17 protein-coding genes are annotated in these 21,378 nt (G+C 60.6%); 10 read left to right on the forward strand and 7 right to left on the reverse strand.

Features of this window, described 5'->3' with window-relative positions; all coding sequences use genetic code 11:
* Positions 1–30: 30 nt before the first annotated feature.
* Positions 31–1,464, reverse strand: a complete 1,434-nt coding sequence (locus HNO86_RS04485) for a PLP-dependent aminotransferase family protein (RefSeq protein WP_175375820.1) — start codon at positions 1,462–1,464, stop codon at positions 31–33.
* A 179-nt stretch (positions 1,465–1,643) separates the two neighbouring features.
* Between HNO86_RS04485 and HNO86_RS04490 the strand changes: the two genes are divergently transcribed.
* Entirely contained in the window at positions 1,644–1,889 is a 246-nt protein-coding gene (locus HNO86_RS04490; protein WP_175375821.1) for a DUF1127 domain-containing protein, read from the forward strand.
* Between the two features lie 120 nt (positions 1,890–2,009).
* Here HNO86_RS04490 and HNO86_RS04495 read toward each other — a convergent pair whose 3' ends face one another.
* Positions 2,010–3,302, reverse strand: coding sequence for an FAD-binding oxidoreductase (locus tag HNO86_RS04495; protein WP_175375822.1), 1,293 nt, complete (start codon positions 3,300–3,302; stop codon positions 2,010–2,012).
* Positions 3,303–3,446: 144 nt separating this feature from the next.
* Between HNO86_RS04495 and HNO86_RS04500 the strand changes: the two genes are divergently transcribed.
* Positions 3,447–3,800 (forward strand): YkgJ family cysteine cluster protein, encoded by a 354-nt coding sequence (locus HNO86_RS04500; protein WP_175375823.1) that lies wholly within the window; start codon positions 3,447–3,449, stop codon positions 3,798–3,800.
* A 78-nt stretch (positions 3,801–3,878) separates the two neighbouring features.
* Here the strand turns inward: HNO86_RS04500 and HNO86_RS04505 are convergent, their stop codons facing one another.
* Positions 3,879–4,367: an Lrp/AsnC ligand binding domain-containing protein gene (locus HNO86_RS04505; protein WP_077044780.1), complete on the reverse strand. Its 489-nt coding sequence runs from the start codon at positions 4,365–4,367 to the stop codon at positions 3,879–3,881.
* Positions 4,368–4,523: 156 nt separating this feature from the next.
* On the opposite strand from HNO86_RS04505, the gene dadA reads away from it, so the two are divergent.
* The 4 genes from dadA (at position 4,524) to HNO86_RS04525 (ending at position 8,305) form a co-directional block, all read left to right on the forward strand.
* Complete coding sequence (gene dadA, locus HNO86_RS04510; protein ID WP_175375824.1) at positions 4,524–5,828, forward strand: D-amino acid dehydrogenase; 1,305 nt, start codon at positions 4,524–4,526, stop codon at positions 5,826–5,828.
* Between the two features lie 130 nt (positions 5,829–5,958).
* Positions 5,959–7,032 (forward strand): alanine racemase, encoded by a 1,074-nt coding sequence (gene alr / locus HNO86_RS04515; protein WP_175375825.1) that lies wholly within the window; start codon positions 5,959–5,961, stop codon positions 7,030–7,032.
* Between the two features lie 128 nt (positions 7,033–7,160).
* The gene (locus HNO86_RS04520; protein WP_175375826.1) at positions 7,161–7,709 is read left to right on the forward strand and encodes a cupin domain-containing protein; all 549 of its coding nucleotides are present in this window, start codon (positions 7,161–7,163) and stop codon (positions 7,707–7,709) included.
* A 182-nt stretch (positions 7,710–7,891) separates the two neighbouring features.
* Positions 7,892–8,305 carry a cytochrome c5 family protein gene (locus HNO86_RS04525; protein ID WP_175375840.1) on the forward strand — a complete coding sequence of 138 codons (414 nt, stop codon included), beginning with the start codon at positions 7,892–7,894 and terminating at the stop codon, positions 8,303–8,305.
* 58 nt (positions 8,306–8,363) lie between these two features.
* Here HNO86_RS04525 and HNO86_RS04530 read toward each other — a convergent pair whose 3' ends face one another.
* Entirely contained in the window at positions 8,364–9,086 is a 723-nt protein-coding gene (locus tag HNO86_RS04530) for an AAA family ATPase (RefSeq protein WP_175375827.1), read from the reverse strand.
* A gap of 613 nt (positions 9,087–9,699) precedes the next feature.
* Here HNO86_RS04530 and HNO86_RS04535 point away from each other — a divergent pair.
* Positions 9,700–11,622 carry an acetyl-CoA hydrolase/transferase family protein gene (locus HNO86_RS04535; RefSeq protein ID WP_175375828.1) on the forward strand — a complete coding sequence of 641 codons (1,923 nt, stop codon included), beginning with the start codon at positions 9,700–9,702 and terminating at the stop codon, positions 11,620–11,622.
* A gap of 117 nt (positions 11,623–11,739) precedes the next feature.
* Here HNO86_RS04535 and HNO86_RS04540 read toward each other — a convergent pair whose 3' ends face one another.
* On the reverse strand, positions 11,740–12,312 hold the full coding sequence (locus HNO86_RS04540; protein ID WP_110965510.1) for a xanthine phosphoribosyltransferase: 573 nt from the start codon (positions 12,310–12,312) through the stop codon (positions 11,740–11,742).
* A gap of 57 nt (positions 12,313–12,369) precedes the next feature.
* Positions 12,370–14,379, reverse strand: a complete 2,010-nt coding sequence (gene rep / locus HNO86_RS04545; protein ID WP_175375829.1) for a DNA helicase Rep — start codon at positions 14,377–14,379, stop codon at positions 12,370–12,372.
* A 265-nt stretch (positions 14,380–14,644) separates the two neighbouring features.
* Here rep and HNO86_RS04550 point away from each other — a divergent pair, with 265 nt between their 5' ends.
* Positions 14,645–16,318: a bifunctional diguanylate cyclase/phosphodiesterase gene (locus tag HNO86_RS04550; protein ID WP_175375830.1), complete on the forward strand. Its 1,674-nt coding sequence runs from the start codon at positions 14,645–14,647 to the stop codon at positions 16,316–16,318.
* A 111-nt stretch (positions 16,319–16,429) separates the two neighbouring features.
* Here the strand turns inward: HNO86_RS04550 and HNO86_RS04555 are convergent, their stop codons facing one another.
* The gene (locus tag HNO86_RS04555) at positions 16,430–17,818 is read right to left on the reverse strand and encodes a NorM family multidrug efflux MATE transporter (protein WP_175375831.1); all 1,389 of its coding nucleotides are present in this window, start codon (positions 17,816–17,818) and stop codon (positions 16,430–16,432) included.
* Between the two features lie 158 nt (positions 17,819–17,976).
* Here HNO86_RS04555 and HNO86_RS04560 point away from each other — a divergent pair, with 158 nt between their 5' ends.
* Together HNO86_RS04560 and HNO86_RS04565 are read left to right on the forward strand one after the other, a co-directional pair.
* Positions 17,977–18,897 carry a LysR substrate-binding domain-containing protein gene (locus HNO86_RS04560; protein WP_175375832.1) on the forward strand — a complete coding sequence of 307 codons (921 nt, stop codon included), beginning with the start codon at positions 17,977–17,979 and terminating at the stop codon, positions 18,895–18,897.
* A gap of 188 nt (positions 18,898–19,085) precedes the next feature.
* Positions 19,086–21,062, forward strand: coding sequence for a methyl-accepting chemotaxis protein (locus tag HNO86_RS04565; protein ID WP_175375833.1), 1,977 nt, complete (start codon positions 19,086–19,088; stop codon positions 21,060–21,062).
* Positions 21,063–21,378: the final 316 nt, after the last annotated feature.

A 21,378-nucleotide genomic window follows, 5' to 3' on the forward strand; every position in this document is an offset into this window, starting at 1 on the left:
GGCATATGGACGTTGGTATCCGCAGAAAGGTCAGTCGGTCAGCTCGTCGGTTTCAGCCAGCAGTTTGATCGCCGCGGCACCGACCTTGCGCACGGCTTCTTCGATCTGTGCCGTTGGTTTGGCAGCGTAGTTCATGCGCAGGCAATTGCGGTATTTGCCCGAGGCGGAAAAGATGCTGCCGACGGCAATCTGTACGCCCTGATCGTGCAGGTCACGATTCAGTTTCAGGGTGTCGAAGCCTTCCGGCAGCTCAACCCAGAGCATGAAGCTGCCTTGCGGACGGCTTGCCCGGGTGCCAGCGGGGAAGTAGCGGGTGACCCAATCGATCATCATGTCGCGATTGCGCTGATATTGCGTGCGCATCCGCCGCAAATGCGGTTCGAAGTGGCCGCTCTTGATGAATTCGGCGATGGCGATCTGCGGCTGCGGCGCAGTGGAGCCGGTGCTGATGTACTTCATGTGCAGCACCCGTTCCAGATAGCGGCCAGGCGCTACCCAGCCGATACGCAGGCCGGGGGCCAGGGTCTTGGAAAATGAACTGCACAGCAGGACGCGACCGTCCTCGTCGAAGGATTTGATCGTCCGCGGGCGCGGATAGGTGTAGGACAGTTCGCCATACACATCGTCCTCGATGATCGCCACGTCAAAACGCTGTGCGAGCGTCAACAACGCGCGTTTGCGCGACTCCGGCATGATGTAGCCCAGCGGGTTGTTGCAGTTGGGGGTCAACTGTATGGCCTTGATCGGCCACTGCTCCAAGGCCAGTTCCAGCGCATCGATGCTTATCCCGGTGAGTGGGTCGGTGGGGATTTCCAGGGCCTTCATGCCCAGGCCCTTGAGGGTCTGCATGGCGCCGTGAAAGCTGGGGGAGTCCACTGCCACGATGTCTCCCGGTTCGCAGATGGCGCGGATGCTGGTGGACAGCGCTTCGTGGCAACCGGTGGTCACCACCAGGTCGCCGGGGCCTAGCTGGCAGCCGGAATCGAGCATCAGGCGGGCAATCTGTTCGCGCAGTTCGAGGTGGCCGTGGATATTGTCGTAATACAGGCCGGGCATGTCCTGGCGGCGGCTCAGTTGCGCCAGCCCGCGCAGCAGGGGCTTGAGGGTCGGGGTGGTGATGTCCGGCATGCCGCGGCCAAGCTGCACCACATCCTTGCGTGGCACCGCGCGGATCAGCTCCAGCACCTGATCCCACTGGGAGATATCCACAGGCCGCTGGGCGGGGCGACCCACCGCCGGCAGCTCCGGCAACTCGCGACTGACCGGCACGAAATAGCCCGATTTTGGTTTCGGCGTGGCCAGCCCGCTGTCTTCCAGCATGCGGTAGGCCTGCTGCACCGTGCTCAGGCTGACCCCGTGCTCCACGCTCAACGCCCGCACCGACGGCAGCCGGTCACCGGGGCGATAGAAGCCCTGTTCGATACGCGTGCCGAGCAGTTCGGCGAGGTTGACGTAGAGAGTCATGGCGCAGTCTCGATAGAGGTGATTCGGTTAACCAGTACAGATGGGGCGAAAAATCAGGATTCAGAGCCTGTGGCGGCAAATCTGTATGGAAATAATACAGTTTCGTTGGATCTGTAATGCTTTTCGCCGTCCGCGCATCATGAAACCTCTGGCTACCCAAGTAAACAGGAGCATTCAAGATGAACGGTTTGAGCGATGTGCGGCTGACGTTACGCAGTCAGGAACTGGAGATCGGGCAGGAGGGCAATGCGCGCCATGCGGTGATGCGCAATGTGCGCTGCGACCTGAGTCGCTGGGACCTGTTCTGGCAGCGCCTGCACACGCGCAAGGCATTGTTGGCGCTGACGCCGGAGCAGCTCAAGGACATCGGGTTGACCCGTGAGCAGGCGCGGGAAGAGGGGCTCAAGCCGTTCTGGAGAGTTTGATTTCTGTGCTGGTCTTTCGGGCCTCTTCGCGAGCAAGCCTCGCTCCTGCAACGTTCTGGCGTGAACCCTGTAGGAGCGAGGCTTGCCCGCGAAGAGGCCCGAATGTTCACCGCCAAATTTTCAGACCAACTCTTTAAGCCGATGCCACAACATCCCCAACGCCAACAACGGCGAACGCAAATGCTTGCCCCCCGGGAAGGTGATGTGCGGCACCTTGGCAAACAGATCGAACCCGCCGCTGTGCTGTCCGCTGATGGCCTCGGCCAGCAACTGGCCCGCCAGGTGCGTGGCATTCACCCCGTGACCTGAATAGGCCTGGGCGTAATACACGTTGGGATGGTCCTTGAGCCGGCCGATCTGCGGCAGGCGGTTGGCGCCGATGCCGATCATCCCGCCCCATTGGTAATCGATTCGCACGTCACCCAGCTGCGGGAACACCTCCAGCATCTTCGGTCGCATGTAGGCCGCGATGTCCTTCGGATCGCGACCCGAATAGTGGCAGGCACCGCCGAACAGCAAGCGACGGTCCGCCGAGAGCCGGTAGTAGTCCAGCGCCACCCGTTGATCGCAGACCGCCATGTTCTGTGGCAGCAGCGAATGCGCCAGTTCCTCGCTCAACGGCTCGGTGGCGATGATGTAGCTGCCGGCGGGCAGGACCTTGCCGCTCAGCTCCGGATTCAGATCATTGAGGTAGGCGTTGCAGCCCAACACCAGGGTTTTGGCGCGTACCGAACCTTGAGCGGCATGTACCCGCACTTCAGGGCCGTAGTCGATACGGGTGACCGCCGAGTGTTCGAACAGCTTCACGCCGGACAATTTCGCGGCGGCGGCTTCACCCAGCGCCAGATTCAACGGGTGCAGGTGACCGGAGCCCATGTCGATCAGACCTCCGACATACCGATCGGAACCGACCACCGTATGCATTTCGTGAGGTTGCAGCAGGCGCGTTTCATGGCGATAACCCAAGCTGCGCAGTTCTTCGGCGTCTTCGGCGAAGCCTTCCAGGTCGCGGGGTTTGTTGGCCAGGTCGCAGTAGCCCCAGGTGAGGTCGCAGGGAATCTGAAAGCGCTCGATTCGTCGCCGGACGATCTCCACCGCTTCCAGGCCCATCAGCTTCATCTGGCGCACCCCGTCGGTGCCGATGATGTTGGCGAACTGATCAAGGCCGTGGCCGACCCCGCGAATCAGTTGCCCGCCGTTGCGGCCGCTGGCGCCCCAGCCGATCCTGCGGGCTTCGAGCAGCACCACGCTGAGCCCGCGTTCTACCAGTTCCAGCGCCGTATTCAGCCCCGAGAACCCGCCGCCGACCACGCACACATCAGCCACCAAATCCCCCTTGAGCGCGGGGTGATCGAGCTGCTGCAAGCTGCTGGCGGCATAGTAGGAAGCAACGTGCGGGGCGCGGGCATTCATGCGCTTCATCCTGATTTTTATGTCTATGAGGGGGCGGAGCATAAGCCTGACCTCCAGAGCGGGCAACATCGGTCGGTTGCCACTGTCTGGATGGCTGCATTTCCCGCAAAATCATGGCGTATTTCGAAATCGGTTCTCCTTGCCATGAGCTGCAACAGTCAGAAAATCCGCACCCTGCGCCAACAGATTCCCTCGTTCGAGTGCGTACCCGGCTGCCACGACTGCTGCGGCCCGGTGACCACCTCGCCGGAAGAAATGTCGCGCCTGCCGCGCAAGACCCGGGCCGAGCAGGATGCGGCGATGGAAGAGCTCAACTGTGTGCACCTGGGGCCGAACGGTTGCACGGTGTATGAGGAGCGGCCACTGATCTGCCGGCTGTTCGGCACCACCCGGACCTTGCCTTGCCCCAATGGGCGGCGGCCGGTGGAGCTGATTCATCCGCGGGTGGAAAAGCAGATATTCGAGTACATGGCCTCGAATCGGCAGGTGCTGGTCTAAAAGATCGCAGCCTTCGGCAGCTCCTACAGGGTACGCATTCCAATGTAGGAGCTGCCGAAGGCTGCGATCTTTTGATCTTCAATCCGGAATCGGCAAGCTCAAACTCTCCTTTACCTCTTCCATCACGATATAGCTCTTGGATTCGCGCACATGGGGCAGCTTGAGCAGGATGTCCCCCAGCAGCTTGCGATAAGACGCCATCTCGGAAATCCGCGCCTTCACCAGGTAGTCGAAATCCCCCGACACCAGATGGCACTCCAGCACATGGGGCAATTTGAGCACCGCGCGCCGGAACTCCTCGAACGTATCGCCGGACTTGTAGTCCAGGCTGATCTCCACGAACACCAGCAGGCTGCCCTTGAGGTGCTGCGGATTGAGCCGCGCGTTGTAGCCCATGATGATCCCTTCGCGCTCCAGGCGCCGTACCCGCTCGGTGCAGGGCGTGGTCGACAGCCCGACCTTTTCCCCAAGCTCGGTGAAGGAAATGCGCCCGTCCGCTTGCAGGATCCGCAGAATGGCGCGGTCGATCTTGTCCAGTTCCCGCTTGGTCTGAGTGTTGGTACGCATAGGGGATGCGCCTCCGTGAAAAGGGTTTTTGCCGAGAATTGTCGCCAAATATAGGCGTTTATATAGTGAAAATCACTGAGGAATCTTTCTTACACTGCGCACATCTAAAGCTCTGTACTACACACGTCAGCGGTCAGCCGCGATGAGGATATGAAAATGCGCGTTATGGTCTTGGGTAGCGGCGTCATCGGCACCACCAGTGCTTATTATCTGGCCCGTGCCGGGTTTGAAGTGGTGGTGGTCGACCGGCAGCCGGCTGCTGCCATGGAGACCAGTTTCGCCAACGCCGGCCAGGTTTCGCCCGGTTATGCCTCGCCGTGGGCCGCGCCAGGCGTGCCGCTCAAGGCCATCAAGTGGCTGCTGCAGCGCCACGCACCGCTGGCGATCAAGGCCACTGGCGACATCGACCAGTACCTGTGGATGGCCCAGATGCTGCGCAACTGCACCGCGAGCCGTTATGCGGTGAACAAGGAGCGCATGGTCCGTCTGTCCGAGTACAGCCGTGACTGCCTCGACGAACTGCGCGCTGAAACCGGCATCGAATACGAAGGCCGCAGCCTGGGCACCACCCAGCTGTTCCGCACCCAGGCTCAACTGGATGGCGCCGCGAAAGACATCGCCGTGCTCAAAGAGTCCGGCGTACCGTTCGAACTGCTCGACCGCGAAGGCATTGCCCGCGTCGAACCGGCCCTGGCCAGCGTCACCGATATCCTCTCCGGTGCCCTGCGTCTGCCGAACGACCAGACCGGCGACTGCCAGATGTTCACCACCAAGCTCGCCGACATGGCTGCGAAGCTGGGCGTGGAATTCCGTTTTGGCCAGGACATTCAGCGCCTGGACTTCGCCGGCGATCGCATCAACGGTGTGTGGATCGACGGCAAGCTGGAAACCGCCGACCGCTACGTGCTGGCCCTGGGCAGCTACTCGCCGCAACTGCTCAAGCCGCTGGGCATCAAGGCACCGGTGTACCCGCTCAAGGGTTACTCCATGACCGTGCCGATCACCAACCCGGCGATGGCCCCGACTTCGACCATTCTGGACGAGACCTACAAGGTCGCGATCACCCGTTTCGACAACCGCATCCGCGTTGGCGGCATGGCGGAAATCGCTGGTTTCGACCTGTCGCTGAACCCGCGTCGCCGCGAAACCCTGGAGATGATCGTCAACGATCTGTATCCGCAGGGTGGCAACCTGGCCGAAGCCAGCTTCTGGACCGGCCTGCGTCCGACCACCCCGGACGGCACCCCGATTGTCGGCGGCACCGCGTTCAAGAACCTGTTCCTGAACACCGGTCACGGCACCCTCGGCTGGACCATGGCCTGTGGTTCGGGTCGCCTGCTGGCGGACCTGATGGCGAAGAAAAAGCCGCAGATCAGCGCCGAAGGCCTGGATATTTCCCGTTATGGCAACAAGCAACAGGAATCGGCGAAACACGTAAGCCCGGCGCCTGCTCACCAGTGATCAGGTGCTGCTGGTGATAGCGCTTGCTTGAACCGGACTGCAAAATCCCTCTCCCGGCGCTACTGGCGGTTTACACGCCCTCAGCCAGCGCCGGTTTTTCTTCCCAACGACCGACCAGAAGTCTGCCGCCATGCGTCCTGCCCGTGCCCTGATCGACCTTCAAGCCCTGCGTCACAACTACCAGATCGCCCGTGAAGTCACGGGGGCCCGCGCCCTCGCGGTGATCAAGGCCGATGCCTATGGTCATGGCGCGGTGCGCTGCGCCCAGGCGCTTGAAGCCGAGGCCGACGGTTTTGCCGTGGCCTGCATCGAAGAGGCCCTGGAGCTGCGTGCTGCCGGCATTCGTGCGCCGGTGTTGCTGCTGGAAGGTTTCTTCGAAGCCGATGAGCTGTCGCTGATCGTCGAGCATGATTTCTGGTGTGTGGTGCATTCGCTGTGGCAGCTCGAAGCGATCGAGAAGGCCGCACTGAGCAAACCGATTGTGGTCTGGCTCAAGCTCGATTCGGGCATGCACCGTGTAGGCCTGCATCCGAAGGACTATCAGACGGCCTATCAGCGCCTGCTGGCCAGCGGCAAAGTGGCGAAGATCGTCTTGATGAGCCACTTCGCCCGTGCCGACGAATTGAACAGCGAGGCCAGCACCGAGCAGGTCGCGGTGTTCGAGGCGGCGCGCCAGGGTCTGTCGGCCGAAGTCAGCTTGCGCAACTCGCCGGCGGTGCTGGGTTGGCCGCAGATCCCGAGCGACTGGGTGCGTCCGGGCATCATGCTCTACGGCGCGACCCCGTTCGAAGAGGCCAACGCCGTGGCTTCGCGCCTGCAACCGGTGATGACCCTGGAATCGAAAGTGATCAGCGTGCGTGAGCTGCCGGCCGGCGAGCCGATTGGCTACGGCGCCCGCTTCATCACGCCCAAGCCGATGCGCGTCGGTGTGGTGGCCATGGGGTATGCCGACGGTTACCCGCGTCTGGCCCCGACCGGCACGCCGGTGCTGGTGGCCGGGCAGCGCAGCCAGCTGATCGGCCGGGTGTCGATGGACATGCTGTGTGTCGACCTGACCGATATTCCGCAGGCCGGGCTGGGTTCCACCGTCGAGTTGTGGGGCAAGAACATCCTCGCCAGTGACGTCGCGATCGCCGCCGGCACCATTCCCTACCAGATCTTCTGCAACCTGCGCCGCGTGCCAATGCTCTATTCCGGGAGCTGACGCCAGGTCGCACACGCCGCAAGTCATCCGGCCGAACGGGATTCAGGTCGAGGTGTTGTAAATACTGAACGCTGTCGCCATGATAACGATCAATATTTCAACAACCTTGACTCCTGGAGGCGCAAGCTTTGGACGTCGGTGAACGACTGCAATCGATCCGAAAGCTCAAAGGGCTTTCCCAGCGTGAGCTCGCCAAACGCGCGGGTGTGACCAACAGCACCATTTCGATGATCGAAAAGAACAGCGTCAGCCCCTCGATCAGTTCGCTGAGAAAGGTGCTGGGCGGGATTCCCATGTCCATGGTCGAGTTCTTTTCCGAAGAAATCCTCCAGGAAACACCCACCCAGATCGTCTACAAGGCCAACGAGCTGCTCGACATCTCCGATGGTGCCGTGACCATGAAACTGGTCGGCCGGGGCCACCCGAGCCGCGCTATCGCGTTCCTCAACGAGGTCTACCCGCCTGGCGCCGACACCGGTGAAGAGATGCTCACCCACGAGGGCGAGGAAACCGGCATTTTGCTCGAAGGCCGGCTCGAATTAGTCGTCGGGCTTGAAACTTTTGTGCTCGAAGCCGGCGATAGCTACTACTTTGAAAGTACCAAGCCGCATCGTTTCCGTAATCCGTTCGATGCGCCGGCGCGACTAATCAGCGCAGCTACACCCGCGAATTTTTAAGGAAAGAGGCGCCCTGCCAGCACGGCCGAGGCACCCGAGTCGTTTAACCGTTGCGCAACAAGACCCCTTCGACTTTGGGGTTGTTTCAGTGTCGCGGGCTAACCGCTATACTTGCGCCCGCCTGCGAACCGTGGCCGTAGGCGTGACTAGCCACCATTGAGGGTGAACGCGTGAACCTAATTATGAAAATGCTGGCTGCACCAGCAACCGTACTGGCCCTCTGGGCTGTCAGCGCTCAAGCTGCGACGAATGACGATATTGCCAAGCGCCTTGAGCCAGTCGGCCAGGTGTGTGTTCAGGGCAAGGAATGCAAGGGGATGGAAGTGGCTGCCGCAGCAAGTGGCGGTGCCGCGAAGACGCCGGACGAAGTGATTGCCAAGCATTGCAACGCTTGCCACGGTACCGGCCTGCTGGGTGCTCCGAAAATCGGTGATGCCGCAGCCTGGAAAGAACGTGCCGATCACCAGGGCGGTCTCGACGGCATCCTGGCCAAGGCCATTACCGGTATCAACTCGATGCCGCCTAAAGGCACTTGCGCCGACTGCTCCGATGAAGAGCTCAAGGGCGCCATCCAGAAGATGTCCGGCCTGAAATAAGCCCGCCCTTCGCACCGGAAAAGCCGCTTACGAGCGGCTTTTCTACTGAGTTGAAGTTCTACTCTTCAACGAGTGTCTTGATGTACTCGCCAGATGAAGTGAGTACAGCTTTATAGATAGCATAGGCTTCAGTATTTTCAGGAAACACTTGTTCAAAGCGACCATCGGATATTTGTAATAGCTCGCAGCCCGGTATCGACATGATGAGCGGTGAGTGAGTAGCAATGATAAATTGCGCTCCTTTCTGCGCTAATTCAAGTATTCGCTTAATAAAGACAAGTTGTCTCAACGGCGACAAGGAGGCCTCAGGCTCGTCAAGAATGTAGAGTCCATTTGCCTTGAATCTGTTTTGAAATAGGGCCTCCATTGCCTCGCCATGAGACATGCAGTGCAAATCCCTCCCTCCGTAATAAGATTTAATTTCTGGGTCGAAGCTTGGTTCCTTATCGAGCTCTCTGATTGCAGAGTTAAAGTTATAGAAAGTCTCCGCTCGGTAGAAAAAAATATCCTTCTCTTTCAAGTAGCCTTTTGAAAGCTGTAGGCAGGTATACAACGTTGAATGGGTATTCTCGGTCTGAAAATTAAAATTTTTTCCGCCGCCTTCAGCATTGCAGCCAAGCTTAACTGCGAGGGCTTCTAATAAAGTAGATTTTCCACACCCATTTTCGCCAATTATAATTGTGATATTGTTTTTAAGGTGGAGAGGGAATAGCTCTTGAATAAACTTTGGCGGAGAGCTTTCTTTTTTTAAGCGTATTTCTTGAAGAAATAGGTTGTTCACTATTTGCTCCCTTCAAAAATTCGTTTAACAGATATATTTACCCCAATTAAGGATAGCGATATTTTTACCGAATTTGAGCTCGCCATCGAAAATATACCGATATAGCCTAAATACGCAATTAGTTGAACGCCGAAAAGCTCTGTCGAAAAATTTACGGCTACTATTATTACCAATACGGTGCAGAAGGCAATTATCGCTTCTGGCCAGAAGCCAAGTAGGAGTGTGGTCTTGTTATATTGGTAGCGGGCATAAATCGCCTCTGATTTTTGCCATAGCATTTTCCTTTTATTGAAATTTCATTGCGTGTTATTCGTTGTATGACACATCGTAGTTTTAGCAATTGAGAATTCAATAGGACGACTTCCTAAAAAATTGGATGAAAACGTGCAATTATTTGTGGGAGTGGATTAACAGTTTTGTAGGAGAATTCGTGGCTTTTTATAACTGATTGTTATTTATGTAAATATTTTTAAGAGGCGTGTTTGTTTGCAGAGTGAATTATTTATTCAAACTGATTTTTTGCCTGATTTTTAACGGCTATCCCTTGTCGTTCGAAACAAACCCCCGCCAATCTCGGTCCAACCCCACGTCATGGAATGCAAGGGAGTTTCCGATGGTGCAGCTGTGTTCTATCGAGCAGGCGGTCGATGAGGTGTTGGCGCGCTTGCCGGCGCATATCCACATGGGGCTGCCTCTTGGCCTGGGCAAGCCCAACCCTTTCGTCAACGCGCTGTATCGGCGAGTCGCGCAGATGCCGCAGCGACAGCTGACGATCTATACCGCGCTGTGTCTGGGCCGCCCGGCCTTGGGCGATGGCTTGCAGAAGCGCTTTCTCCAACCCTTCCTTGAGCGGGTCTTCGGTGATTATCCGGAGCTGGCGTTCCTTGCCGACCTGCAGCGCGACAGCCTGCCGGGCAATATCCACATCCAGCAATTCTTCCTTCAGCCGGGCAGCCTGCTCAACAGCGCGCCGGCCCAGCAGGACTATGTCAGCAGCAATTACAGCCACGCCGCGCGGGACATCAATGCCGCCGGGTTGAACCTGGTGGCGCAACTGGTCGCCAGCGATGCCGAGCATCCCGATTGCTTGAGCCTGAGCTGCAACCCGGACATCACCCTCGACCTGTTGCCGATGATCGCCAAGCGCCGCGCCGCCGGGGAGACGATCCTGATGCTCGGCCAGGTGCACGAGGACTTGCCCTACATGACGGGCGACGCCGAGGTAAGCATCGACACCTTCGACCTGCTGATCGACGAGAAGGACAACACCACGCTGTTTTCCACGCCGAACATGCCGGTGGGTTTCCAGGACCATTTCATCGGCCTGCACGCCAGTACGCTGGTACGCGATGGCGGCACCCTGCAGATCGGCATCGGTTCCATGGGCGATGCGCTGACGGCGGCGTTGCTGGCGCGCCAGGCCGATAACGACGGCTACAAGGGTTTGCTGGCGGAAGTGAACCTGAGCCCGTGGGCGCAACTGATCGAACGCGAAGGCGGCCTCGAACCCTTCGCCCGGGGCCTCTACGGTTGCAGCGAAATGTTCGTCAACGGTCTGCTGGTGCTGGCCGATGCCGGCATCGTGCGGCGCAAGGTCTACCCGGATGTGCCGACGCAGCAGCAAGCGAATGCCGGCACCCTGGATGAAACGACGCAAACCGATGGCATCTCGGTGCACGGCGGCTTCTTCCTCGGCCCGCGCAGTTTCTACGAGCGGCTGCGCGACTTGCCGCACAGCAAGCGGCTCGAATTCAACATGACCCGCATCAGCTACATCAACGAGCTGTATGGCCAGGAAGAGCTCAAGCGCTTGCAGCGCCTCGATGCGCGGTTCATCAATACCGCCTTCACCATGACCCTGCTCGGCGCCGGTGTGGCGGATCAGCTGGAAGACGGGCGCGTGCTCAGCGGCGTCGGCGGGCAATACAACTTCGTGGTGCAGGGGCACGCGCTGGACGGGGCGCGCTCGGTATTGCTGTTGCGCAGCTGGCGGGAGTCCGGTGGGGTGGTCAGCTCCAACATCGTCTGGGAGTACGGCCACTGCACGATTCCGCGGCATCTGCGGGATATCGTGGTCACCGAGTACGGCATCGCCGATCTGCGCGGCAAGACCGATGCGGCAGTGATCGAGGCGCTGCTGAACATCAGCGACTCACGGTTTCAGCCGGGGCTGATTGAGCAGGCGCAGAAGGTCGGCAAATTGCCAAAGGATTTCCGCCTCGATCCACGATTCACCGACAACCATCCGCAGCGCTTGCACAAGATTCAGGCGCGGCATGGGCATCTGTTTCCGGAGTATCCGCTGGGGTGCGATTTCACCGAGGTGGAGCGGGATCTGTTGCGGGCGCTGAACTGGTTGAAGAGCAAATTCAAGCTCAGCGAGGTGCTGGAGTTGGGCAAGGCGGCGCTGGATGCGCCTGCGCCGCAAGCGTTTGCGGAGCACCTGGAAAGAATGCAACTGACCAAGCCCGATGGGCTGAAGGAGGACCTGTTTCAGCGGCTGCTGCTCACAGGCCTCAAGGCCACCGCCATTTAGCGACCTACACAAAACAACTGTGGGAGCGGGCTTGCTCGCGAAAGCGGAGTGTCAGTCGACATCAATATTGACTGACCCACCGCATTCGCGAGCAAGCCCGCTCCCACAGGTTTCAGGTCACTCGATAAAAGTGACTACACCACCCGCCAACGACTTTACCCGAGCCAGCGACTCAACACGATAACCCTGCGAATCCAGCTCGGCACGCCCGCCCTGGAACGACTTCTCGATCACGATCCCCAGGCCCGCCACGGTAGCGCCAGCCTGCTTGATGATCGAAATCAGCGCCTGGGACGCCTTACCGTTGGCCAGAAAGTCATCGATGATCAGCACGCGGTCGCTGCTGGTCAGGTGGCGCGGGGAGATCGCCACGGTGCTTTCGGTCTGCTTGGTGAACGAGTACACGGTCGCCGACAGCAGGTTTTCGGTCAGGGTCAGGGACTGGTGCTTGCGGGCGAAAATCACCGGTACGCCCAGGTTCAGGCCGGTCATGATCGCAGGGGCGATGCCCGAGGCTTCGATGGTGACGATCTTGGTGATGCCCGAATCCTTGAACAGCGCGGCGAATTCGTCGCCGATCTGCTTCATCAGGGCCGGGTCGATCTGGTGGTTCAGAAAGGCGTCGACTTTCAGGACCTGGTCGGAAAGCACGATGCCTTCTTCGCGGATTTTTTTGTGCAGGGCTTCCATGAAGCTGTCCTCAATTGGCGCCGTCGGCGCCGAAGGTCAATGTAAAAGTGGTCAATTCTAGCGCTTTAACATCGCGCGTATATCTGCCAATGCGTTATTGCCCCGAACGGCTTTGACTTCGGTCGGGGTGTCGTCGTTGCCTTCCCAGGCCAGGTCGTCCGGTGGCAGCTCATCGAGGAAGCGGCTGGGCGCGCAATCGATGATCTCCCCGTATTGCTTGCGCTTGGCGGCAAAGGTGAAGGCCAGGGTCTGGCGGGCGCGGGTGATGCCCACGTAGGCCAGGCGGCGTTCCTCTTCGATGGTGTCGGCTTCGATGCTGGAGCGGTGCGGGAGGATCTCCTCTTCCATGCCCATGATGAACACGTAGGGGAATTCCAGGCCCTTGGACGCATGCAAGGTCATCATCTGCACGCCTTCGGCACCGTCTTCCTCTTCCTGCTGGCGTTCGAGCATGTCGCGCAGGACCAGTTTGCCGATGGCGTCCTCGACGGTCATTTCGCCGTCTTCGTCCTTTTCCAGGGTGTTCTTCAAGGCTTCGATCAAAAACCAGACGTTGCTCATCCGGTAGTCCGCGGCCTTGTCGCTGGAACTGTTGGTGCGCAGCCAGTTCTCGTAGTCGATGTCCATGACCATGCTGCGCAGCGCCGAGATCGGGTCTTCGCCGGCGCATTGTTCGCGCACCCGGTCCATGAAGCGCTTGAAGCGCGACAGGCGATCGGTGAAACGGCTGTCCAGATGCTCGCCCAGGCCGATCTCATCGGTGGCGGCGTACATCGAGATCTTGCGTTCGGTGGCGTAGTTGCCGAGCTTTTCCAGGGTGGTCGAACCGATTTCCCGGCGCGGCACGTTGATCACCCGCAGGAAGGCGTTGTCGTCGTCCGGGTTCACGATCAGGCGGAAGTAGGCCATCAGGTCCTTCACTTCCTGGCGGCCGAAGAAGCTGCTGCCGCCGGACAGGCGATACGGTACCTGATGGTGCTGCAACTTCAGTTCGATCAGCTTGGCCTGGTAGTTGCCGCGATAGAGGATCGCGAAATCGCTGTAGGGCCGGTCGGTGCGCAAGTGCAGGCTGAGGATTTCCATGGCCACGCGCTCGGCTTCGGCGTCTTCGTTGCGGCAGCGGATCACGCGGATCTCGTCGCCGTGGCCCATTTCACTCCACAGCTGCTTTTCGAATTCGTGGGGGTTGTTGGAGATCAGCACGTTCGCGCAGCGCAGGATGCGGCTGGTGGAGCGATAGTTCTGCTCCAGCATTACCACTTTCAGCGACGGATAGTCTTCCTTGAGCAGCATCAGGTTTTCCGGGCGCGCGCCGCGCCAGGCGTAGATCGACTGGTCGTCGTCGCCCACCACCGTGAACTGGTTGCGCTTGCCAATGAGCATCTTCACCAGCAGGTACTGGCTGGCGTTGGTGTCCTGGTATTCGTCCACCAGCAGGTAGCGCACCTTGTTCTGCCACTTTTCCAGAATGTCTGCGTGATCTTCGAACAGCTTCACCGGCAGCAGGATCAGGTCGTCGAAATCCACCGCGTTGAACGCCTTGAGCGTGCGCTGATAGTGGGTGTAGACGATGGCGGCGGTCTGTTCTTTGGGATTGCGCGCGTTTTCCAGGGCCTGGGCCGGCAGGATCAGGTCGTTCTTCCAGGCGCCGATCATGTTCTTGATCTCGTCGACGCCGTCGTCGCCCGAATATTCCTTCTGCATGATGTCGGTCATCAGGGACTTGACGTCGGTCTCGTCGAAAATCGAGAAACCGGGTTTGTAGCCCAGCCGTTCATGCTCCTTGCGGATGATGTTCAGGCCCAGGTTGTGAAAGGTACAAACCGTCAGGCCCCGGCCTTCGCCGGCGCGCAGCAGGGTCCCGACCCGTTCCTTCATCTCGCGCGCGGCCTTGTTGGTGAAGGTCATGGCGACGATGTACTGGGCGCGGATGCCGCAGTTCTGGATCAGGTGCGCGATCTTGCGAGTGATCACGCTGGTCTTGCCGGAGCCGGCACCGGCGAGCACCAAAAGAGGGCCGCCGACGTAGTTCACGGCCTCTTGCTGCCGGGGATTGAGTCGGGACATAGCTAAATTCAGGGGTCGGTCACGAAATGGGCCGGCATTTTAACAGGCTCGGAGAATTGTGCTGCTCTCTCCGACTTGTGACGCATAACGCGATTCATATTTGCCGGTTTTGTTACTTTCACGCACGATGCGCAAAGAATTAACAGCTAATGTTCGTAATTCCGGATACAAAGGGCTCGTTTGGTAAGTGATGTCATTTGGTCATTGCTGGCCAGATCGGCATAATGCCTGTCGCCTACATCTTTGCAGAGTCTAGGGAGCTAGCTTGTCTACGCCTGTCGAACCCTTGCGTTTGCTGCTATTGGCCGAAGAGCCAGCGTGGGCAGCGTTGTTGCGCGAGTGTCTGGCTCCAATGGGGAGCTCGGCCGTGCTCATCAGCGCACCGAGTTGGGAGTCTGTCAGCAGTCTGTTCGATGACGACCGCAGCGCAGTGTTATTGACGATCCCGGCCCTTCAGCCGGCGCCGGGCCGTTGCTGTCTGCCAACGGTGCTTTTGCTCGAACACGAACCCCTGACCCCGCCCGACGGTGTAAGCGACTGGCTGGTGCGCGACCATCTCGACCCTGGCATGTTGCGTCGCTGCCTGCGCCATGTGCGCGAGCGCGGCGTGCTGGAAACCACGCTGCAACGCCTGGCCGAGCAGGATCCCCTGACCGGCATCGCCAACCGCCAGGGCTTCCAGACTCTGCTGACGGCGCGTCTGGCGGAAAACGACGGCCGCGGCCTGGCGCTGGGGCACCTCGATCTCGACAACTTCCGTTACGCCAACGACGCCCTCGGCCATCAGGCCGGTGACCGGCTGATCCTGCAAGTGGTCGCGCGGCTCAAGAGCCAGCTCGAAGCCGGCGATCAGCTGGCGCGCCTGGGCAGCGACGAATTCGCCTTGCTCATCGACACCCGCCGCGCCCCGCAGCGCGCGGAGTGGATGGCCGAACGCATCACCGAAGCGCTGGCAGAACCTTACTGGGTCGACGGCGAAAGCCTGTTGATCGGCTCCAGTCTGGGTATCGCCCACGCCCGGGCCCAGGGCGGCGCCGACCCGCTGATGTGGCACGCCCACATCGCCATGCAGCAGGCCAAGAGCACCCAGGGCTGCACTTTTCACATCTTCAACGAACGCATCAACCGCAATGCCCGCAGCATCGCCGACCTCGAAACCGAGCTGCGCCGGGCATTACGCCGCGATGAGCTGGAATTGCATTACCAGCCACGCCTGAACCTCGAAGATGGCCAGATCGTCGGCCTCGAAGCCCTGGTGCGCTGGCGCCATGCCGAGCGCGGTCTGCTGCCGCCGAGCGAGTTCGTGCCACTGGCCGAGCAGAGCGGCCTGATCGTGCCGCTGGGTTACTGGGTGATTTCCCGGGCCCTGCGCGACATGCAGGCGCTGCTGGAGCTGGGCCTGCCGCCGTTGCACATGGCGATCAACCTGTCATTCCGCCAATTCCAGGACAGCCAGCTGCTGTCGACCCTGAGCCGGCTGATTGCCGAGCGCGGCGTCGAGGCGCAATGGCTGGAATTCGAACTGACGGAAACCGCGGTCATGCGCCGCAGCGATCTGGTCAAACAGACCATGGACGCCCTCGGACGCCTGGGCGTGCGCTTCTCCCTCGACGATTTTGGCACCGGCTTCTCGTCCTTCGTGCACCTCAATAGCCTGCCGATCACGCTGCTGAAGATCGACAAGAGCTTTGTCGGCGGCATGGAACAGCGCGAAGAGAACCGCAAACTGGTGCACGCCATGATCAACCTGGCGCACAACCTCAACCTGGAAGTGGTTGCAGAAGGCGTGGAAACGCCGGAGCAGATGGAGTTGCTGCGCGGGTTTGAGTGCGATCAGGTGCAGGGGTATCTGATCAGCAAGCCGCTGGCGCTGGCGGATCTGGTGGAATACCTGATGTTTGGCAGCAGCCAGCAGCCGGTATTGGAAGTCGTGGTCTAACCACAAATACCACTTGTAGGAGCGAGGCTTGCCCGCGAAGGCGGTGTATCAGTCGACATGGACTTTGACTGACACACCGCCTTCGCGGGCAAGCCTCGCTCCTGCAAGGGTTTATGCGACCTCGAAGTTTTGTGTTGTGACCGGCTCACGCCTGATCATCCGCTTCATCTTCCACTCAAACGCCAGCGTCAGGCTGATCGCCGAGCACGCCAGCCCCAGCGCCAGTCCCCACCAGACCCCCGTCGGCCCCCAGTGCAGGTGGAACGCCATCCACCACGCCGCCGGAGCGCCAATCAGCCAATAGCAGGCCAGGCCCACCAGGAAGGTGGTCTTGGCGTCCTTGAGCCCGCGAATGCAGCCCATGGCGATGGTTTGCGTGCCGTCGAACAGCTCGAACCAGGCCGCCACCGCCAACAGGCTCACGGCCAGGTTGATGACCTCGCGGAACGCCGGGTCGTTGTGGTCCAGGAACAGGCCGATCAACTGGTTCGGCAACAGCCAGAACACCATCGCGAAACAGAGCATCGCCACCGCGCCGAAGCCGATGCCGACCCGCCCGGCCAGTCGCGCATCCTGCAATTGCCCGGCGCCGTAGTGTTGGCCGATGCGCATGGTGATCGCATAGGAAATCCCCGCCGGCACCATGAACGCCACCGACACGATTTGCAGGGCGATCTGGTGCGCCGCCAATTGCGTACTGCCCATGGTGCCCATGCACAACGCGGCGAACGCAAACAGCCCGACCTCCACCGCGTAGGTGCCGCCGATGGGCAGGCCCAGGCGCCACAGTTCCTTCAGGTACTGGCGGTTGAGCTTCAGCAGGCCATGGCGCAGTGGATAAGCGTCGTACGCCGGATGCCGGCGAATGTGCCAGGCCAGCGCCAGGGCCATGAGGTTGGCGACAATCGCAGTGACCAGACCGATGCCCATCAGGCCCAGTTTCGGCAGGCCGAACATCCCGGTGATCAACGCGTAGTTGAGCAGGAAGTTGGCCACGGTGCCGCCCAGGCTGATGACCATCACCGGCGTCGCCCGGCCGATGGCGCTGGTGAAGCCACGCAAGGCCATGAACGTCAGGTAGCCGGGCAGGGCGAAGGGCAGGAACACCAGGAATTGTCCGGCCGCCTGAACGTTGGTGGGTGTCTGGCCGAACAGCAGCAGGACCGGCTTGAGGTTCCACAGCAGCAGCCCGCCACCGATCGCCATCAACCACGCCAGCCAGACGCCGGCCTGGGTCAGTCGAGCCGCGCCGAGAATATCCCCCGCGCCCTGACGGATCGCCACCAGGGTGCCGACTGCGGCAATCACGCCGATGCAGAAAATCGACACGAACGAATAGCTCGCCGCACCCAGCGAACCGCCGGCCAGCGCTTCCGGGCTCAGGCGCGCCATCATCAGGGTGTCGGTGAGGACCATCAGCATGTGCGCCAACTGCGAGGCGATCAGCGGCCCCGACAGCCGCAATATGGCCCAGAGTTCAGTACGTGCTGGATGCTGCATGGTCATCACGCTCCAGAGTAAAAGTGGACAGGAAAGGATCGATTCTCGGCGCTCCGCGGGCTTTGCACAAAGGGATAAATAGGATGGGTGGCATGAGTCAAACTCATGCAGGGAAGATTCTGTTAGGGTAAGCGAATCCCTTTGTAGGAGCTTTCCTGATGTCCCGTCGTCTTCCTCCCTTGTATGCCCTGCGCGCATTCGAAGCGGCGGCGCGACATAGTTCTTTCACACGCGCGGCGGAAGAATTGTCGATTACCCAGAGCGCAGTCAGCCGGCATATCCGCACCCTCGAAGAGCATTTCGCCTGCCGCCTGTTCCATCGCAGCGGCCGTCACCTGCAGCTCACCGAATCGGCCCGCCTGCTGCTGCCGGGGATCCGCGAAGGCTTCACTGCTCTGGAGCGCGCCTGCAATACCTTGCGCGCCGAAGACGACATTTTGCGCATGAAAGCCCCTTCGACCCTGACCATGCGTTGGTTGCTGGCGCGCCTGAGTCGCTTCCGTCATTTGCAGCCGGGCAACGAAGTGCAGTTGACCAGCGCCTGGATGGACATCGATTCGGTGGACTTCAACGAGGAACCGTTCGATTGCGCGGTGTTGCTGAGCAACGGCCATTTCCCGCCGGACTGGGAGGCGAGCTACCTGTTCCCCGAAGAATTGATCCCGGTGGGCGCACCCAATTTGCCGGTCGATCCGCCTTGGGATGCCGAGCGCCTGGCCAACACCGAGCTGCTGCACCCGACACCGGACCGGCGCGACTGGCGCAACTGGCTGGAGCGCATGGGTATGGCCGAACAGGTGTCGCTCAAGGGCGGGCAGGTGTTCGATACGCTGGAGCTGGGCATGATCGCCGCCGCGCGGGGTTACGGCGTGTCCATGGGCGATCTGCTGATGGTGGCTGAAGATGTCGCGCAAGGCCGCTTGAGCCTGCCGTGGCCGACGGCGGTCGCCAGTGGCGAGAAATATTACCTGGTTTGGCCGAAAACCCGTCCTGGCGGCGAACGCATGCGCAGGCTCAGCGACTTCCTCCAAAACGAAGTCCGGGCCATGGAACTGCCGGATGTCGTGCGCTTGAGCTGAATCGATAGAGCCGCCGCAATGGTGGCCTTTGGCCAATTCCTTTCTTCTTGCTCAAGTATTGCCTCTGGCCGCCGAAAATCCTCCTGTGGAACCTTCGTGCAGGTTCGACGCTACACCCCCAACTATTAGAAATTTTGCTGAGCGTCTATCGAGATCAGGATGATCCGGTTGCTCGGCCAGGAGCAGTCATGTCTCATCCCCGTGCCCGGATCGCCTCACAGCTGGGTGTTGCCCTCGCTGTGATACTGGCGGTCGTCATCACTGGCAGTACCCTGTTCGCCCTGCGTTCGCTGGACTCCGCCAACCTCGCCACCCGCGAAGAGCACCTGGCCAGTGAAGCCCGGTTGCTGGCTGACCAATTGACCACCTTCCACGCCACCTTGCGCGAAAGCACCCAGCGTCTGGCGGGGCTGTTCGAGAAGCGTTTCGGTGAAGGTCTGAGTGTGCATCCGGATGAGCCGGTGACGGTGGCGGGCGTGCAGACGCCGGGCCTGCACCTGGGCAGTGAAGTGCTCAACAACAACTTCAAGGAAGTGGACCAGTTCAAGCAGATGACAGCCGGCGTGGCCACGGTGTTCGTGCGCAGCGGCGAGGACTTCATTCGGGTCAGTACCAACGTCAGCAAGCAGGATGGCAGTCGCGCCATCGGCACGGTGCTGGATCACGCGAACCCGGCCTATGCGCGTTTGATGGCGGGGCAGAGTTTCGTGGGGCGCTCCTTGCTGTTTGAACGCTTCTACATGTCGCAGTACACCCCGGTTCGGGACAGCAGCGGCAAGGTGATTGCGGTGCTGTACGTAGGTTTCGACTACACCGACGCGCAGAAGGCCCAGTTCGAAAACCTCAAGCGCTTCCGCATCGGCCAGACCGGCTCGCTGGCGCTGTTGGACGAGCAGAACAAATGGCTGGTGCCGATTGCCGGTGTCGAGGCGCTGGATCAAGCGGTCCCGGCGGTTGTGGCGTTGGCGAAAACCCCGGGCAAGGGTGATTTCTGGAGCGACAAGGCCGAAGACTTCTACAGCATCGCGGTGCCGTTTGCGGACGGCCCGTGGTCGGTGGTGGCGAGCATGCCGAAGAGCGAAATCAGCGCCGTGACCTGGAGCGTCGGTATTCGCCTGGCCATTGGCAGCTTGCTGGCGATGTTGCTGGCGGTGGGTGCGGCGGTCTGGCTGTTGCGCAGCAAACTCGCGCCGTTGGGGGATCTGGTGCGTCAGGCCGAAGCCTTGGGCGCTGGTGATCTGAGCGTGCGCCTGAATGTGTCGAGCAACGACGAAATCGGCCAGCTGTCCCGCGCGTTCAACCAGATGAGCCAGGCGCTGTCGACCATGGTCGAGCACATCCGCAATGCTTCGCTTGAGGTCAACAGCCGTGCCCAGGCTTTGTCCGGTTTGTCCGGTGGTGCCTATGAGGGGATGGAGCAGCAGTCGGGGGAAATCACCAGCATGGCCGGCGCCGTGGAGGAGTTCAGCGCAACCTCTTTGAACATCGCCGACAACATGGGCAACACCCAGCGTCTAGCCCAGGAAAACGCCCAGCAAACCCAGATCGGTCGCACCTCCATGGACGAGGCGTCTTCGTCGCTGGAGCAGATCGCCGGCGCCCTCAACAGCACCGCATCGGTGATCAATACCCTGGGCCAGCGCTCCCAGGAAATCGGCGGCATCGTCGGGGTGATCACCTCGATCGCCGAACAGACCAACCTGCTGGCGCTCAATGCCGCCATCGAAGCGGCCCGTGCCGGTGAGCAGGGTCGCGGGTTCGCGGTGGTGGCGGATGAAGTGCGCAATCTGGCTTCGCGCACCCGTGAAGCCACCGATGAAATCTCCGGCATGATCCACAGCATCCAGCAGGAGACCGGCAACGCCATCAGCACCATGGAGCAGGGCAACGTACTGATGCAGGAAGGCCTGTCGCGCAACGCCAACGTCGCTGCCGCGCTGGCGCGCATCGACGAGCAAAGCCGCTCGGCCGGTCAGCAGTTCGCCGCGATCACCACCGCGACCCAGGAACAGAGCAGCACCGCGACCTTGCTCAGCAGCAACCTGCAGAGCATCGCGCTGGCCAACAGCGAGCAGCGTGAAGTGGTGTCGAATTTGGCGGTGACCGCCAAGGAGCTGGAGAAGCTGGCGGCGGATCTGCGGTCCGAGGTTGATCGGTTTCGGTGAGGCGTCGCACTGAACCTGATGGAGCGGGCTTGCTCGCGAAAGCGGTGTGTCAGCCAAATCAACGGTGACTGACACACCCTCTTCGCGAGCAAGCCCACAGTGGTCCGGTGTAGGCCGATCCATTGTGCGAGCCTGCTCGCGAGCTTTTTTGGTTGTGTACATATCCATTCCCGCGGTAACGGCCGCTTTCTCTGTTTCGGCCTGGCGGCCGACTCCCTTTGGCAAACGCCCCAAAGGAAGCAAAGGTCTCGCCCCGACGTTCGGTCCCTCGCCAAGGCTCGGGATCCCTTCGCTCCGGCATTCATACGGGAGCATC

The organism is Pseudomonas sp. C1C7, from assembly GCF_013359595.1.
Taxonomy (GTDB): Bacteria; Pseudomonadota; Gammaproteobacteria; order Pseudomonadales; family Pseudomonadaceae; genus Aquipseudomonas.

Excerpts from the sequence above, each read along its gene's own strand:
- alr (WP_175375825.1), top strand. The coding sequence starts at position 5,959 with ATGCGTCCTGCCCGTGCCCTGATCGACCTTCAAGCCCTGCGTCACAAC.
- HNO86_RS04495 (WP_175375822.1), bottom strand. The coding sequence starts at position 3,302 with ATGAATGCCCGCGCCCCGCACGTTGCTTCCTACTATGCCGCCAGCAGC.
- rep (WP_175375829.1), bottom strand. The coding sequence starts at position 14,379 with ATGTCCCGACTCAATCCCCGGCAGCAAGAGGCCGTGAACTACGTCGGC.
- HNO86_RS04555 (WP_175375831.1), bottom strand. The coding sequence starts at position 17,818 with ATGCAGCATCCAGCACGTACTGAACTCTGGGCCATATTGCGGCTGTCG.
- dadA (WP_175375824.1), top strand. The coding sequence starts at position 4,524 with ATGCGCGTTATGGTCTTGGGTAGCGGCGTCATCGGCACCACCAGTGCT.
- HNO86_RS04485 (WP_175375820.1), bottom strand. The coding sequence starts at position 1,464 with ATGACTCTCTACGTCAACCTCGCCGAACTGCTCGGCACGCGTATCGAA.
- HNO86_RS04560 (WP_175375832.1), top strand. The coding sequence starts at position 17,977 with ATGTCCCGTCGTCTTCCTCCCTTGTATGCCCTGCGCGCATTCGAAGCG.
- HNO86_RS04505 (WP_077044780.1), bottom strand. The coding sequence starts at position 4,367 with ATGCGTACCAACACTCAGACCAAGCGGGAACTGGACAAGATCGACCGC.
- HNO86_RS04565 (WP_175375833.1), top strand. The coding sequence starts at position 19,086 with ATGTCTCATCCCCGTGCCCGGATCGCCTCACAGCTGGGTGTTGCCCTC.
- HNO86_RS04540 (WP_110965510.1), bottom strand. The coding sequence starts at position 12,312 with ATGGAAGCCCTGCACAAAAAAATCCGCGAAGAAGGCATCGTGCTTTCC.
- HNO86_RS04535 (WP_175375828.1), top strand. The coding sequence starts at position 9,700 with ATGGTGCAGCTGTGTTCTATCGAGCAGGCGGTCGATGAGGTGTTGGCG.
- HNO86_RS04490 (WP_175375821.1), top strand. The coding sequence starts at position 1,644 with ATGAACGGTTTGAGCGATGTGCGGCTGACGTTACGCAGTCAGGAACTG.
- HNO86_RS04500 (WP_175375823.1), top strand. The coding sequence starts at position 3,447 with ATGAGCTGCAACAGTCAGAAAATCCGCACCCTGCGCCAACAGATTCCC.
- HNO86_RS04525 (WP_175375840.1), top strand. The coding sequence starts at position 7,892 with ATGAAAATGCTGGCTGCACCAGCAACCGTACTGGCCCTCTGGGCTGTC.